Below are 15,564 nucleotides of genomic sequence, written 5' to 3'. Positions count from 1 at the left end.
AAAAACTTAGTTTGTGAATTTTTAGAACCTTTAAATATGCGTTACAACACTTGAAAATCCTAAAAATAAGCACAAAAATAGCAGCTAAATCTGACCGAAAAAACGTTGATTTAACTGCTGTATCTCTTGATTGGACAATATTTCAACCAAGTAAGACGACAAATAGTTGTCTATATTATACCTAATTTTTTGCTTTTTTGCAAGTTTTCTTGGGAATTCCTAATGCCCTCCAAGAATGCTAGACCAGGCTTTTTGATAGTCACTGTCAGTTCCACCAATAGCAAATTTGTAGGTTGTATCTCCAGGCCCATTTTTAGCCCAATAAGTATCAACCATTTCACCACTTACAGAAACATTACGACCATTGACAGACACTGTTGCTGGTTTAAGACCTGTTGATTTGAGCACACTTGCCTTAATAGCACTTGAATCGATATTAAACTTATCTCCCGTTTTAAAAATACCTGGATTGGCATTGTAAATGGCGGAAGTTAAACGAGCCATATATTGCGCATTGTAGGTGTAACCCGTTTTAGAATTAGTTGGTGTATTATTGTCATAACCAGCCCAACCTCCAAGAGTAATACCAGGCGTTGAGACGATCAACCAAGCATCCGCAAAGTTATCTGTCGTTCCTGTTTTACCCATCCAGTCAGCTGAGGCTGCTGCACCATTGACATTTTTCAATTCAGAATAAAATTGAGTTGTCGCTCCCTTAACCACAACTTCCTTGAGCAGGTTATCCATGATGCTAGCCGTAGCTCTTGAAAAGACTTGAACCCCTTCAGATTTATGCTGATAGATAACTTCGCCAGTCCGGTCAGTAATACTATCAATCATATGACCCTTCTCATAGACGCCACCATTTGAAAGCATCTGATAGGCATTTACTTGCTGGGCAACCGTGGTTTCAATTCCCCCGCCAAGAGGTAAACTCTCGATATTGTAGTTAGCAATCTTATAACCCATCTTGGTCATGTAACCCTCAACGTCAACATCATGACGTTGAAGCATTTGATATGTCCAAAAGGCTGGAATATTCCACGAGGTATTGAGTGCCTCTTGTAGGTTCATCATAGCTGTACCCTTATCACCATCATGGAGAATAGGCGTTCCACCCGTAAAATTAGTTGGGTAGTTAGAAAGGATACTTGAGCTACCCATCAAACCTTGATCAATAGCAATTCCATAAGCAATAATAGGCTTAATAGATGAGCCTGGGGAGCGTGCCGTATCAAAGGCATGGTTATTTTGATTATTTTCGTAACTACGACCACCAACAAATCCTAGAATTGCTCCAGTCGCATTATCCATGAGCACATTTCCGACTTCAACTCCACTATTTCCACCTTGGTCGAGGAGGCCACCATATTGACTCGCAGCATCTTGCATCGCATTATAAACTGCATTATCAATAGTTGTCTTAACGCTGTAGCCACCGGTTTGTAGCTCTTGTAGGGCCCTCTCACGATAGCTTTCCTTGGTCTTATCATTTTTCAAATCTTGACTCGATACCTTGTCACGTTTAACGAGATAATCATACATGACATCCTGAGCCTCAGACATGACAGAATAGTACAAATAGTCATGACTTACAGCATCAGACTTCTCACCAGCCTTGAAATCTTTAGTGATATCATAATCCTTATAGCTTTCATACTGCGACTTATCTAGATAGCCACCGCGATAAAGATTGTAGAGTACATCTTGCTGACGTGCTAAGCCATAAGAAAGATCCTCTGCATTTTTTAATTGACCGTCAGCTGTATAAGGTGAGTAGACAATCGGGCTCTGTGGCAAACCTGCCAGATAAGCCGCCTGAGGAACTGTCAAATCCGCTGCAGATACCCCAAAGATACCTTGAGCAGCCTCCTCAATTCCAGCAATATTTTTCCCCTTGTTGTTACGTCCAAAAGGAGAAACATTCAGATAATCGGTTAAAATTTCATTTTTAGAAGCGCGACGCTCCAATTGTAAGGCATAGATAATCTCCGCCGCCTTACGTTTAAAGGTTGGCGCATCGCCTGTTACCTGTTGCTTGATTAACTGCTGCGTTAGCGTCGAACCACCACTTGAAGAGCCAACCCCCAAAACTGATGACACCAAAGCCCTAAAAACTGCCTTTGGTACAACACCCTTATGCTTTTTAAAATTTTCATCCTCAGTCGCAATGATGGCATTTTTGACATTGTTAGAAATCGCATCACTTTCAATAGGTGTTCTCAGCAAGTCAGTATCAATATCCGCAATCTTCTTGGAATCGGAATAGCTCATCGAAGATACCAAACTAACCTCACTAATCTGATTCAACAAGGTTTTGTCCTTAATCGACGGAACAGACTCAATTTGACTCCCCAGATAACCCAAACCAATTCCTGCACCGAATAAGGTGAGAACGATAATAACCACATAAAAGAAATCAGACAAGAGCTTTAAGGTTTTTAAGAAAACATCACCCATGTCTAAGAGTGTCATCCCATCCTCAGGCGACTTCCGTGCTTGCTTACGATTCCACTTAGATCCAGTCGTAGCTTTCCTTTCTTTAAAAGATTTATCTCCTCTTTTAGACCTAGAACCAGCAAACTTTGTACGAATAGTCTGCCCTAGTCGCCTAAAATAATTTATTATTTTTTCAAAATTCATAGAAATACCTCAAAGCCTATTATAACAAACTTTGACAAAGCTTGCATAGGCCTACTTTCTTTTGGTATAATGGTGCAGAATATACTTTACTGGAGAATATCATGACAATTTTTGAAGAACTAAAAGCACGTGGCTTGATTTTTCAAACCACAGATGAAGAAGCCCTTGTAAAAGCCTTTGAAGAGGGACCAGTCTCATACTACACTGGTTATGACCCAACAGCAGACAGTCTCCACCTTGGACACCTTGTCGCTATCCTTACAAGTCGCCGACTTCAATTGGCTGGACACAAACCTTACGCCCTCGTTGGTGGTGCAACAGGTTTGATTGGTGACCCATCATTTAAAGATGCTGAACGTAGCCTGCAAACCAAAGAAACTGTTGAAGGTTGGGTTGAAAAAATCCAAGGACAACTCTCTCGTTTCCTTGATTTTGAAAATGGTGACAACAAGGCCGTTATGGTCAACAACTATGACTGGTTTGGTTCAATCAGCTTCATTGATTTCTTGCGTGACGTAGGTAAATACTTCACAGTTAACTACATGATGAGTAAGGAATCTGTTAAGAAACGTATCGAAACAGGTATCTCTTACACTGAGTTTGCCTACCAAATCATGCAAGGTTACGATTTCTATGAACTCAACGATAAGTACGGCGTAACCCTCCAAATTGGTGGTTCTGACCAATGGGGTAACATGACAGCAGGTACTGAGCTCTTGCGTCGTAAAGCAGACAAATCTGGACATGTTATCACTGTACCACTTATCACAGATTCAACTGGTAAAAAATTCGGTAAATCAGAAGGTAACGCTGTCTGGCTTGATGCTACTAAAACAACACCTTACGAAATGTACCAATTCTGGCTCAACGTTATGGATGATGACGCTGTTCGCTTCTTGAAGATTTTCACTTTCTTGTCACTTGAAGAAATCGAAGAGATCGGTAAAGAATTTGACCAAGCTCGTCACCAACGTTTGGCACAAAAGGTTTTGGCTCGTGAAGTTGTTACTTTGGTTCACGGTAAAGAAGCTTACGAACAAGCTGTTCACATCACTGAACAACTCTTCGCTGGTAACCTTAAAGCTCTCTCAGCACGTGACCTCAAAGTTGCTCTCCACGGTGTGCCAACCTATGAAATTTCAGCAGACGAAAATCTTAACATCGTTGAACTTCTCGTCAATGCCAAGATTTCTCCATCTAAACGCCAAGCACGTGAAGATGTCCAAAACGGCGCTATCTACATCAACGGTGAACGTGTACAAGACTTGGATTACACTCTCTCAGACACAGATAAAATTGATAATGAAATTACTGTTGTCCGTCGTGGTAAGAAAAAAAACTTTGTCTTGACTTACTAATTTATGGCTATTCTCACTCCTTAATGGAGTGAGTTTTTTTATTGCACTATATTTTACAATTTATCTACCAAAAAAGAGCAGTAGGATTGATTCCCAACTACTCTCTTCAGAAACAAAAAACCAGCACTAGGCTGGTTTTCGAGACTATCACATTAGTTATAGATTTTGAATGCGTCGTCGTCGTTTTGACCAACGAATGGCATTGCTTTACGCAATTCAGCACCAACTTTTTCGATTTCAAGGTTAGCAGCTTCTTCACGGTAAGCAGTAAGTTTTGGACGTCCAGCCTTGTAGTCGTTAACGAAGTCGTTAGCGAATTTACCGTTTTGGATGTCAGCAAGAACTGCTTTCATATTTTCTTTCACTTGTTCAGTGATAACACGTGGACCTGATACGTAGTCACCGAATTCAGCAGTGTTTGAAATTGATTGACGCATTTTCTTGAATCCACCTTCGTAGATCAAGTCAACGATCAATTTCATTTCGTGAAGCACTTCAAAGTAAGCCAATTCTGGAGCATATCCAGCTTCAGTCAAGACTTCAAAACCAGCTTCAATAAGGGCAGTCAAACCACCACAAAGAACTGCTTGTTCACCAAACAAATCTTCTTCAGTTTCTTCTTTGTAAGTTGTTTCAAGAAGACCAACACGTGCTGCACCAACACCTTTACACCAGTCCATAGCGATGTCTTTAGCGTTACCTGTAGCATCTTGGTATACTGCGTAAAGAGCAGGTACACCAAAGCCTTCTTCAAATGTACGACGTACCAAGTGACCTGGTCCTTTAGGTGCACACATAAATACATCAACATCTGCTGGTACTTTAATGAATTCAAAGTGGATGTTGAATCCGTGAGCAAAACCAACAGCGTTACCAGCTTCAAGGTTTGGAGCGATTTCTGCTTCGTAAAGTTCTTGTTGGATTTCGTCTGGAGCCAAGATCATGATAACATCAGCCAATTTAGTTGCTTCTGCTACTGTGTAAGTATCAAAACCATCTTCTTTAGCTTTATCAAATGATTTACCTGGACGAACACCGATGATAACATCGTGACCTGTATCACGCAAGTTTTGTGAGTGAGCATGACCTTGTGAACCGTAACCGATAACGGCGATTTTTTTACCATCAAGTGCTGGTACTTTTACGTCTTTTTCATATTCCATTTGAACTGCCATAGTAGTATGTCTCTTTTCTAAAATAATATTTAATTGCCTTTTTAAGGCTGGGTTAACAAATTTATAATGGATTTTTTAATCGCGGGTAAATCCAGTAGCACCCGTACGAGCAATATTCTTGATACCGTAAGGTCGAATAACTCGTAGAAGCGCCTCACTCTTCTCAGCATCACCAGTCATCTGGATAGTGATAGAGCTTGGTGCAACATCCACCACCGAAGCACGGAAGGGTTGAATGATTGCCAAGATTTCAGCACGTTTAGAAGTTGGTGCTGACACCTTGACCAATATAACCTCACGCTCCAAGTGGGGACGATCAGTGATGTCACGAATGCGAATCACATCAATCTGACGATTAAGCTGTTTAATAATCTGCTCAACCTCATTATGAGAATTCACATCAATGATAATTGTAATACGTGAAACATCAGGATTTTCCGTTGCTCCAACGGAAATACTCTCAATATTGACCTGACGGCGTGAAAGCACTCCAGTGAAGCGATTAAGAACACCTGATCGGTTCTGAAGTTTAGCTGTTAACATTCTACGCATTGAACTTCACCCCCAACATTTCATGATTACTCTTACCAGCTGGAACGATTGGCAAAACATGCTCTTTACGAGAGATATCAACCTCGATGAACATCGGCACATCCTCTTTGATAACTTCCAAATCCTGATCAATCGTTTCTGGATTATCAAACTTATAAGACTTAATGCCATAAGCTTGAGCCATCAGTTGAAAATCAGGAAGAGTGTCAAAGACAGACTCTGACGTGCGCCCTTCGTAGAAGGACTCTTGCCATTGACGCACCATACCAAGTGAGTGGTTATTCAACATAACAACCTTGATTGGCACCTTGTAAATGTTTAAAATAGCCAATTCTTGGTTCGTCATTTGGAAACCACCATCACCAACAAAGAGGATAACTTCTTTATCAGGATTAGCAATTTTAGCACCAATTGCTGCTGGGACACCAAATCCCATGGTTCCAAGACCACCTGATGTCACCAGTTGACGCTCATTTTGGTATGGATAATACTGAGCTGTCCACATTTGATGTTGCCCAACGTCAGTGACAACAACTGCATCACCCTTAGTCAATTCACCGATACGCTCGATAACTGCCTGAGGCTGTACCATGCGTTCTTTCTTATCGTAAGAACGTACACGCTCTTTATCTTTTGTGACTTTTTCAATCCATTTTTCAGTGTTATTCTTAACCACTGGTTCTGCTAAGAGCATTCCAAGAGCTTGCTTGGCATCACCAACAACTGGTAAATCTACCGCAATAATCTTGCCAATCTCAGCCGGATCCACATCAATATGAACAACCTTTGCATTCTTAGCAAATGTTTTTGGATTACCTGTCAAGCGATCATCAAAACGACAACCTATGGCAATCATAAAGTCAGCATCAGTCATAGCAATATTAGATGCATATGAACCGTGCATACCACCCATACCCAAGAAGAGGGGATGACTAGTAGCAATTGTTCCCTGACCTAGAAGACTTGTAACAACTGGAATTTGGTAGCGTTCTGCAAAAGCAACTAGCTCCTTAGCAGATTCAGAATAAGCCACTCCACCCCCAGCTACAATAACCGGCTTCTTAGCTTTGCCCAACTGTTTCAAGATTTTCTTAATTTGCATCTCGTTTGGTCTCAGCGTCGGTTGGTAACTTGGAAGATTGATTTCAGGATCGTTGATGAAGGCTATTTCCTTAGCTACAACATCTTTTGGAAGGTCGATAACAACCGGACCAGGACGTCCTGTCGTTGCGATATGAACCGCTTCTCGAATAGTACGAGGAATATCAGCCGTATCGCGAATCTGGTAGTTGTATTTAGTAATTGGCATGGTAATTCCGACAATGTCAGCCTCTTGGAAGGCATCCTTACCAATACCTGGTGTTGCAACCTGACCTGTAAAGACTAGGAGAGGTACACTATCACTCATAGCATCTGCAATGCCGGTAATAGCATTCGTTGCACCGGGGCCACTCGTTACAAGAGCAACACCGAGTTTACCAGTTGATTTGGCATAACCTTCAGCTTCGTGCAGACTTCCTTGCTCATGACGAGATAAGATATGATTAATCTTGTCATTTTTGTAAATAGCATCATACAAAGGAAGAACCGCTCCGCCAGGATATCCAAAGATAGTTGAAATCCCAAGTTCAAGAAGTGTATCAAGAATTAAATCAGCACCAGAGCGTGCTTCTTCAAGTTCAATTTTCTTCACATGGACCTCCTTCAGTAGTTGTTTTTTTCGAATTGTCTAAAAATTCAAAACCTTGTATACTATGATAACATTTTTAACCAAATTTGCAAGGGTTTCGGAGAAAAATATCACAAACTCTTCGGAAAGAATGTTCTTAGTTTTTTTCTTGTGCTTGACGTTCTGCTTTACGTTCTTCGAATTCTTCGTCACTCATCAAAGTCCCGCCGACATTGGCTGATTTAGCAAAGGCTGTATAGCGACGCAACCAACCACTTGAAATTTTTGATTTGAAAGGTTTCAAATGTTTGCGACGTTCTTCAAGGGTTGCATCATCGACAAGCAAATCAAGGGTACGATTTGGTAGGTCAATCACGATTTCATCGCCATCTTCGATTAGGGCGATATTACCACCTTCTGCTGCTTCTGGAGAAACGTGACCAATCGCAATACCACGAGTAGCTCCTGAGAAACGACCATCCGTAATCAGTGCCACATCCTTACCTAGACCGCGTCCGACAATCTTAGAAGTTGGTGCCAACATTTCTGGCATACCGGGTCCACCCTGAGGACCTTCATAACGAATGACAACGACATGGCCCTTCTTAACTGTTCCATTATCAATCAATTCAAGGGCCTGATCTTGTGAATCACAACAAATAGCTTTACCACGGAAAGTTTTAACAGATGGATCTACACCACCGACCTTGATAACAGCTCCATCCTGAGCAATATTTCCGTAAAGGATAGACAAACCACCAACTGGTGAGATAGGATGCTCAATTGGATGGATAATTTCTTCATTCTTGATTTCAGCACCAGCTACGTTTTCTTTCAAAGTTTTACCAGTAACTGTAATACGATCACCTTTAATGGCTCCTTTTTTAATCAACTGATTGATAATGGCTGGAACACCACCAGCTTCATGGACATCATGCATAGTGTAAACACTTGAAGGTGCAATTTTAGAGAGATAAGGTGTCTTCTTGGCAATTTCGTTAATGTCCTTAAGGTCATAGTCAATACCGGCCTCACGCGCAATAGCAAGAGTATGAAGAACAGTATTGGTTGAACCACCCATGGCCATATCTAGAGCAAACGCATCATCGATGGCTTCTTTGGTCACAATATCACGTGGGCGAACATTATTTTTGATGTTATTCATCAATTTTGTGGCTGCTTGACGAACCAATTCACGACGTTCATCTGAAACGGCTAGGATAGTACCGTTACCTGGAAGGGCAAGGCCCAAAACTTCCATCAAACAGTTCATTGAGTTAGCGGTAAACATTCCTGAACATGAACCACAAGTTGGACAAGCATTTTTCTCTAAATAATCGAGCTCATCCATGCTCATATCACCAGCCTGATAAGTACCTACTGCTTCAAACAAACTTGAGAGAGTCGCTTGATGACCAGTCATGTCAACGCCACCCTTCATAGGTCCACCAGAACAAAATACTGCTGGCACATTAGTACGCATAGCCGCCAAAATCATCCCTGGTGTAATCTTATCACAGTTAGGAATGTAGAAAACCCCGTCAAACCAGTGGGCATTAATAACTGTTTCTGCAGAATCGGCAATCAATTCACGAGATGGAAGACTGTAACGCATCCCAATATGCCCCATGGCAATCCCATCATCCACACCAATGGTATTAAACTCAAAAGGAATACCGCCAGCCTCACGGATAGCTTCCTTGGCAATATCTGCTAATTCACGCAAGTGAACATGCCCTGGAACAATGTCAATATAAGAGTTACAAATAGCAATGAAGGGCTTTTGCATATCATTGGCAGATTTAACTTGCCCAGTCGCATACAAAAGTCCGCGTGCTGGTGCCTTATCAACACCAACTTTGATCATATCACTTCTCATGATGTTACCTTCAATCTATAAAATTTCTTACAACATATGTTACCACTTTGGAAAGTAATGTCAAGGAATTTTCAGAATATTTTTGTAATTCCGAAAAGATATACCTGCTATATCAAAACTGACAAAACAAAAAGGAAGCCCTAAGACTTCCTAAATGATTATTCAACACTGAAGAGGTATGGATAAACTGGTTGGTCTCCTTGGAAGATTTCAACTTCGATATCTTCATGAGCCTCTTCCAATTTTTCCGCAAGTGCTTGAGCTTGTTCTTGATTACCTTCTTCGCCGACGTAAATCATAACAATTTCACTGTCTTCGTCAATCATCTTGTCAAAGGTGTCAAGAAGGGCTTGGTCCATATCTGGTGTAGACACAAGGATCTTACCATCCACCATACCAAGGATATCATTTTCATGAATCTCAAGACCATCAATAGTTGTATCACGTACCGCCAAGGTCACGCTACCACTTGTTACATCTGAAAGACTAGCTGTCATAGCTTCAACATTAGCTTCGATACTTTGACTAGGATCAAAAGCAAGCAAACTTGTAAAGCCTTGTGGAACTGTACGTGTTTCAACAACAGCCGCATTGACATCTACTACTTCAGCAGCTGATTGTGCTGCCATAAAGATGTTTTTATTGTTTGGCAAGATGATAACATTCTTAGCATTAACCTGCTCAATAGCCTTAACAATATCTTCTGTTGATGGGTTCATTGTTTGACCACCTGAAATCACATAGTCAACACCTTGTGATTTGAAGATATCTGCAAGTCCATCTCCAGCAACAACTGCAATAAGGGCAAAGTCTTTAGGAGCAGAAGGTGCAGCTTGGATAGCTTCTTCTTTTTGAACTTGTGCATCGTGTTGGTTACGCATGTTGTCAACCTTAACTTTGACAAGAGCCCCATATTTAAGACCTTCTTGCATGACAAGACCTGGATCCTCAGTATGGACGTGAACTTTTACAATTTCATCATCGTTAACAACTAGGAGAGAATCCCCAAGGTTGCTCAAGTAATTTTGGAACTCTTCATAGTCAAAGTCCTTCACATAAGTTGGACCTTGTTTGAGACCAATCATGATTTCCGTACAGTAACCGAAGGTAATGTCTTCTGTGGCAACATGACCAGCAACTGACTTATGATGTTCTGCATTGATCATCTCTGTCATAGTAGCCGGTGTCGCTTGGAAGTCCTCTGAAGCGATATACTCACCTGTGAGGGCTGACAAGAAACCTTCATAAATGAAGACCAAACCTTGACCACCTGAGTCTACCACACCAACTTCTTTCAAAACTGGAAGCATCTCTGGTGTCTTAGCCAAAGCAGCTTTAGCTCCATCGAGAGCTGCACGCATAACCTCAACAGCATCATTTGTAGATTCAGCTTTCTTAATCGCTGCTGAAGCTGCACCACGTGATACTGTAAGGATTGTTCCTTCGACAGGTTTCATAACTGCTTTATAGGCAACTTCAACCCCTGCTTGGAAGGCATGAGCTAAATCTTGACCATCAAGTTCCGTTTTATCCTTGATACTTTGACCAAATCCACGGAACAATTGTGACGTGATAACACCCGAGTTACCACGGGCACCCATCAAAAGACCTTTAGATAAAATCTGACCAACTTCACCAACTGTTGAAGCTGATTGATCTGCGACAGCTTTGGCTCCGTTATCCATAGTCATTCCCATGTTTGTTCCAGTATCTCCATCTGGTACTGGGAAGACATTGAGTGAATTCACATATTCTGCTTGCTTACCTAGACGTGTTGCTGCCGCTTGGACCATCTCCTGAAGCAAGCTTGTTGTAATTTTAGACACTAGTTTTCTCCTACGACTTTAATATTTTGAACGTAAACATTTACTGTTTCAGCCTTGATACCGAGCTGATTCTCAAGATTAAATTTCACACGTTCTTGAATATTTTTTGAAACCTCACTAATCTTAACACCATAACTCATAACAGTGTAAACATCCACAGTGATACCTGCATCAGTAGATTTCACGACAACTCCTTTTGCGTAGTTTTCCTTTCCAAGAAGTGCTTGAAAATTATCTCGGATAGCACTCTTACTTGCCATACCGACAACGCCAAAAATTTCTGTTGCTGAACCGCCAACTACTGTTGCGATGACATCATCTGACAATTCGATTTGACCATCTTTTGTATTGATTTTTACAGTCATAATTACTACCTCAAAAAGTTTTTATCAGCTTATTTTACCATATTCGAGCTTACTTGTAAAAAATAAGAAGAAGATACCCTTTGAATAAGAGTATCTCCTCAATATTTATCATTAAAACTTTCTCTTTATGAGATAACGACGGTACATCACATAGAGGAAGACCGCACGCCATACATTATCAACAACGGTTGCAATCCAAACACCCGCAAGACCCATTCCCAGACTCACCCCAAGAAAATATCCTGAGAAAATTCGGATAATCCACATCCCAATAGTTGTCGCATAGAAAGGCATCTTAGCCTTACCCAGACCTTGCCAAACTGCAGTGTAGACTAGAGTCGCCGAAGTCACAGGATTCCCAAGGAAAGAATAAAGAATAACTACCTGACTAGCCGCAATAGCTGCTTTATTATCTGTAAAGAGACCTGATAATCCTTGTCCAAAAAGCAAGATACCCCCTGAAACCAGAACCATCAAGAAGGTTGAAATCCAATAAGACTCTCGTATAATACGCCTCATCTGCGCCTTATCCCCTCGCCCTAGACTATTGGCAACCAAGATAACTGTAGCCGTGGCGACTCCCATACCAGGCATATAGTTAAACTGAGTGAGGTTTTCACCAATGGCGTTACCACCGACAACGGCTGTACCAAAGGTAACAATAATAGCCACAATGACCACATCTCCAGCACGCATCATCAGTCGTTCACCTGCTGCTGGCAGAGCAATCCCCAACAACTCCCTGTTGAAAGGTTTGGTAACTTCAAGCTGCTTCACATCCAGTTTCATCGCTTGCCACAGTATCACTGTCCCAACCAGACGAGAAAAAACCGTAGCCGTTGCGACCCCAATAATCCCCCAATGTCCCACAAAGATAGCTAAAGAAGATAAAATAGCATTAAGGACATTAGTTAAAAGACTGACGACCATGGAAATACGAGGCCGTCCCTTGGCCCGTAGTATGTTACCAAAAGTAGTCATTAAGGCTAGGAAAACCACTCCTCCACCGACAAGAGCAAGGTAGAGACTACCAGCCTGAGTTACAGATTGCTCAGTACCTAAAAGATTAAGAATGGCCCCACCACCAAAAATGGAAAGTAAACCAAGAATGAGACTAAGAGCAAGGGTAATAATAATAGCATCCCAGGTGTCTCGGTTAGTCGCTTTAACATCTCCCTTCCCTAGACTTCTAGCAATGACACTGGCACTTGAGGCTCCTAGAGCAATGAAGATAGCTTGGTAAATCGTGATTATATTATTGGCTACGGAAACCCCTGATATGGCGACAATACCAACCTGAGCCACTAGGTAAGAATCGACAACCCCCATCAACATTTGTAGAAGGTTTTCGGCCATAGCAGGCAAGGCTATGTTTAGAATTTTCTTTGTTTCTGTCATAATATTCTCTTCTATATTGATAAAAATAGGGCTGATTTCTCAGCTCCTATTTTTTTATTCTTATACACCAAGATAGCTTTCAACTGCTTTTTGCATATCAGCTGCCGCAACAACTGTTTTATGGCGAACTTCCGCATGTTCAAGTCCATCTACAGCAGCTGGGATAGCTACACCTGAAAGTTGGTGCAAATCTTCTACTGCTTTGAAATCATCCCCACTGTCTTTACCAGTGACAGCTGAAATAGCCACACGTGGGAATTTGTATGGGCTAGCTGTTGAAGCGATAACTGTAGGGGTGTGGTCATCTGTCTTTTGAACATATGCTTCGTAAACAGCTGAGGCAACCGCTGTATGAGGATCTTCGATATACTTGTTTTCATCATAGACACGTTTGATTTCAGCAGCTGTTTCATCCTCAGTTGCAAAACCTGCTGCAAACAAATCAAGAATATCTTTATCTGCACCAGCCAAAGTATACTCGCCCTTAGTCACAAGTGCATCCATGAGCTCTTTAGTCTTAGCAGCATCATTACCAAGAAGGTGGAAAATCAAGCGTTCCAAGTTAGAAGATACCAAGATATCCATAGAAGGACTTGTCGTTACCTTGAAATCACGTTTCTTGTCATAAGTACCCGTTGCGAAGAAGTCTGTGAGGACGTTATTTTCATTAGAAGCACAGATTAATTTGCCAACCGGAACACCAATCTGACGTGCATAATAAGCCGCCAAGATATTACCAAAGTTTCCTGTTGGTACTGTGAAGTTGACCTTATCTCCGTTTTGGATATGACCTGCCTTAACCAACTGCGCATAGGCATATACATAGTAAACCACTTGTGGTACCAAACGACCAACGTTCATTGAGTTAGCTGATGAGAATTGCGTATGATGAGCCAACAATTTCTCACGCAAGTCAACATCATTAAACATACGTTTCACATCGGTTTGGGCATCATCAAAGTTACCATCAATGGCAATAACGTGAGTGTTAGCTCCTGTTTGAGTGGTCATTTGCAATTCTTGGATTTTTGAAACACCGTCTTTTGGATAAAAGACAATAATTTCAGTTCCAGGAACATCTGCAAAACCAGCCATAGCAGCCTTACCAGTATCACCTGATGTCGCTGTCAAGATAACAATCTTATTATCAACACCTTGCTTTTTAGCTGATGTTGTTAGCAAGTAAGGCAAGATTGAAAGGGCCATATCTTTGAAAGCGATAGTAGAACCATGGAAAAGTTCAAGGTTGTAGTGGTTCTTAAGTTTAACTACTGGTGCAATAGCAGCTGTATCAAATTTGTCGTCATAAGCATTTGTGATACAGTAATCTAATTCCTCTTCCGTAAAATCATCCAAGAAAGCTGACAAGACCAATTTAGCAACTTCTTGGTAAGAAGCATCTTTCAATTGATCAAAGTCCAAAGCAACCTCAGGTGTTGACAATGGTGTGAACAAGCCACCATCTGTTGCCAAACCTTGAAGAATAGCTTGACTAGCAGTTACTTTATTATTTTCGTCACGTGTTGATTGGTATACAAGTGTCATGGTAAATCCTCTTTTTAGATAGTGTGTGGCTCTATTGTAGCATAATTGTCAGAATATTTCTACACGTATTGTGACTTGTGAGAAAATCATTCGGATATCACCTTATTCTCTTCCCTCAACGACATGAAAAAATCCGGAATAGCGATTCCGGATGTCATTTTAAAATTTATCTTTGGTGTCATTCTTAGTTGAGAAAGTGATATCTTTTGATTTCCCATCACCACTAAGCGTTACTTTCTTATCTTTTTTAGTCACTTTTAGCTCTTGACCTTTTTTCACATTGAGACTATCGATATCAACGTCTTTGTTGACAGAAGTAACAGTCATCTTATGTCCCAAACGGCTAACCTTCCCTTTGAAAAGGGTTGTCGTTGTTTCGCCTGTCTTCGAATCATACTTTTGACCGCTGTCTTTTGCAGCTTTTTCAAGAGCTTCATCAAGTTCTTTTTCTATGGTTTCCTCACTGTAATAGTTTTCAAAGGAATCTCCATAGAAGGCTTTAAATAAATCTCCAAAGGCTGAGAAGGACTTCTGAACCCTCTCACGATAGTCCTTGATATAAGTTTTCTTATCAAAAGTATAGCTAGCAGTCACCTTCGCATTGCTACCTTTTACTTTCATGGTTACAGCAGTATCTGTAAAGTACTTTTCAAGCTCCTTACTATCCAAGTCTGTCAAACTTTCAGACATGCTTGAACTATACTCTCTACCTAGAGAACTACTGTACCATTTGCCATCAATATTACCTGTCACATAACGGTAAGTCATAAAGCCACCGATACATAAGAAGACAAGGACTACCGCTGACAAAACTGAGACTAGGATGCGTTTTTTCTTTTTGGGATCCATTGGTTTCTTAGGAGCCAAATTTGCCATAGCTGCTTGTCCTTCTGGAAAAGCAACCGTAGAAGATGCAGTTGCTGTTACTACTGGTGCCGTTTCTGTTGGTAGAGGACTAGTGCTTGTCTCGACGATTTCTGCCTCAACCTTAACAGGTTCAGTAGTAACTGTATCTTCAGCTTTAGCTGGTGCTTCATTAACAAACTCTCCAGCTTTCAAAGCATCCGCCATTTCCTGAACACTCGGCTTACGTCCGTTTACCGTCTCAAAATAGTCCAACCATTCTTCTCTTGTCATTTATATTCCCCTTTAAT

At 41.1% G+C, this 15,564-nt stretch carries 11 protein-coding genes; 1 reads left to right on the top strand and 10 read right to left on the bottom strand.

Annotated features, from left to right (window positions below; all coding sequences use genetic code 11):
• Window positions 1–219: 219 nt before the first annotated feature.
• Window positions 220–2,643 carry a penicillin-binding protein PBP1B gene (gene pbp1b / locus HMPREF2637_RS01525; protein ID WP_064523515.1) on the bottom strand — a complete coding sequence of 808 codons (2,424 nt, stop codon included), beginning with the start codon at window positions 2,641–2,643 and terminating at the stop codon, window positions 220–222.
• A gap of 101 nt (window positions 2,644–2,744) precedes the next feature.
• Here pbp1b and tyrS point away from each other — a divergent pair, with 101 nt between their 5' ends.
• Window positions 2,745–4,001: a tyrosine--tRNA ligase gene (gene tyrS, locus HMPREF2637_RS01520; RefSeq protein WP_064523518.1), complete on the top strand. Its 1,257-nt coding sequence runs from the start codon at window positions 2,745–2,747 to the stop codon at window positions 3,999–4,001.
• 152 nt (window positions 4,002–4,153) lie between these two features.
• On the opposite strand, the gene ilvC is transcribed toward tyrS, so the two are convergent.
• The 9 genes from ilvC to HMPREF2637_RS01475 all read right to left on the bottom strand — a co-directional run bounded on the left by ilvC (window position 4,154) and on the right by HMPREF2637_RS01475 (window position 15,547).
• The gene (ilvC, locus tag HMPREF2637_RS01515) at window positions 4,154–5,176 is read right to left on the bottom strand and encodes a ketol-acid reductoisomerase (protein WP_064523521.1); all 1,023 of its coding nucleotides are present in this window, start codon (window positions 5,174–5,176) and stop codon (window positions 4,154–4,156) included.
• Between the two features lie 75 nt (window positions 5,177–5,251).
• Window positions 5,252–5,728: an acetolactate synthase small subunit gene (gene ilvN / locus HMPREF2637_RS01510; RefSeq protein WP_064523524.1), complete on the bottom strand. Its 477-nt coding sequence runs from the start codon at window positions 5,726–5,728 to the stop codon at window positions 5,252–5,254.
• On the bottom strand, window positions 5,721–7,421 hold the full coding sequence (locus HMPREF2637_RS01505) for an acetolactate synthase large subunit (RefSeq protein ID WP_064523527.1): 1,701 nt from the start codon (window positions 7,419–7,421) through the stop codon (window positions 5,721–5,723). The genes ilvN and HMPREF2637_RS01505 overlap by 8 nt, the downstream gene beginning before the upstream one ends.
• Window positions 7,422–7,554: 133 nt before the next feature.
• A complete protein-coding gene (ilvD, locus tag HMPREF2637_RS01500) occupies window positions 7,555–9,276 on the bottom strand; it encodes a dihydroxy-acid dehydratase (RefSeq protein WP_064523529.1) in 1,722 nt (573 codons plus the stop codon).
• Between the two features lie 158 nt (window positions 9,277–9,434).
• Complete coding sequence (locus tag HMPREF2637_RS01495; RefSeq protein WP_014635125.1) at window positions 9,435–11,102, bottom strand: DAK2 domain-containing protein; 1,668 nt, start codon at window positions 11,100–11,102, stop codon at window positions 9,435–9,437.
• Window positions 11,102–11,467: an Asp23/Gls24 family envelope stress response protein gene (locus HMPREF2637_RS01490; protein WP_002885694.1), complete on the bottom strand. Its 366-nt coding sequence runs from the start codon at window positions 11,465–11,467 to the stop codon at window positions 11,102–11,104. The genes HMPREF2637_RS01495 and HMPREF2637_RS01490 overlap by 1 nt, the downstream gene beginning before the upstream one ends.
• A gap of 111 nt (window positions 11,468–11,578) precedes the next feature.
• Window positions 11,579–12,865 carry an MATE family efflux transporter gene (locus HMPREF2637_RS01485; RefSeq protein WP_064523532.1) on the bottom strand — a complete coding sequence of 429 codons (1,287 nt, stop codon included), beginning with the start codon at window positions 12,863–12,865 and terminating at the stop codon, window positions 11,579–11,581.
• 60 nt (window positions 12,866–12,925) lie between these two features.
• On the bottom strand, window positions 12,926–14,410 hold the full coding sequence (gene thrC / locus HMPREF2637_RS01480; protein WP_064523535.1) for a threonine synthase: 1,485 nt from the start codon (window positions 14,408–14,410) through the stop codon (window positions 12,926–12,928).
• Between the two features lie 159 nt (window positions 14,411–14,569).
• Entirely contained in the window at window positions 14,570–15,547 is a 978-nt protein-coding gene (locus HMPREF2637_RS01475) for a hypothetical protein (protein ID WP_064523538.1), read from the bottom strand.
• Window positions 15,548–15,564 lie beyond the last annotated feature (17 nt).

Origin of the sequence: Streptococcus sp. HMSC065H07 (assembly GCF_001837325.1) — a bacterium.
Lineage (GTDB): Bacteria > Bacillota > Bacilli > Lactobacillales > Streptococcaceae > Streptococcus > Streptococcus salivarius_H.
The sequence above is the reverse complement of the archived record's forward strand: the minus strand, read 5'-3'. Positions and strand labels throughout refer to the sequence as shown.

Excerpts from the sequence above, each read along its gene's own strand:
- HMPREF2637_RS01485 (WP_064523532.1), bottom strand. The coding sequence starts at position 12,865 with ATGACAGAAACAAAGAAAATTCTAAACATAGCCTTGCCTGCTATGGCC.
- HMPREF2637_RS01475 (WP_064523538.1), bottom strand. The coding sequence starts at position 15,547 with ATGACAAGAGAAGAATGGTTGGACTATTTTGAGACGGTAAACGGACGT.
- ilvD (WP_064523529.1), bottom strand. The coding sequence starts at position 9,276 with ATGAGAAGTGATATGATCAAAGTTGGTGTTGATAAGGCACCAGCACGC.
- HMPREF2637_RS01490 (WP_002885694.1), bottom strand. The coding sequence starts at position 11,467 with ATGACTGTAAAAATCAATACAAAAGATGGTCAAATCGAATTGTCAGAT.
- ilvN (WP_064523524.1), bottom strand. The coding sequence starts at position 5,728 with ATGCGTAGAATGTTAACAGCTAAACTTCAGAACCGATCAGGTGTTCTT.
- tyrS (WP_064523518.1), top strand. The coding sequence starts at position 2,745 with ATGACAATTTTTGAAGAACTAAAAGCACGTGGCTTGATTTTTCAAACC.
- pbp1b (WP_064523515.1), bottom strand. The coding sequence starts at position 2,643 with ATGAATTTTGAAAAAATAATAAATTATTTTAGGCGACTAGGGCAGACT.
- ilvC (WP_064523521.1), bottom strand. The coding sequence starts at position 5,176 with ATGGCAGTTCAAATGGAATATGAAAAAGACGTAAAAGTACCAGCACTT.
- thrC (WP_064523535.1), bottom strand. The coding sequence starts at position 14,410 with ATGACACTTGTATACCAATCAACACGTGACGAAAATAATAAAGTAACT.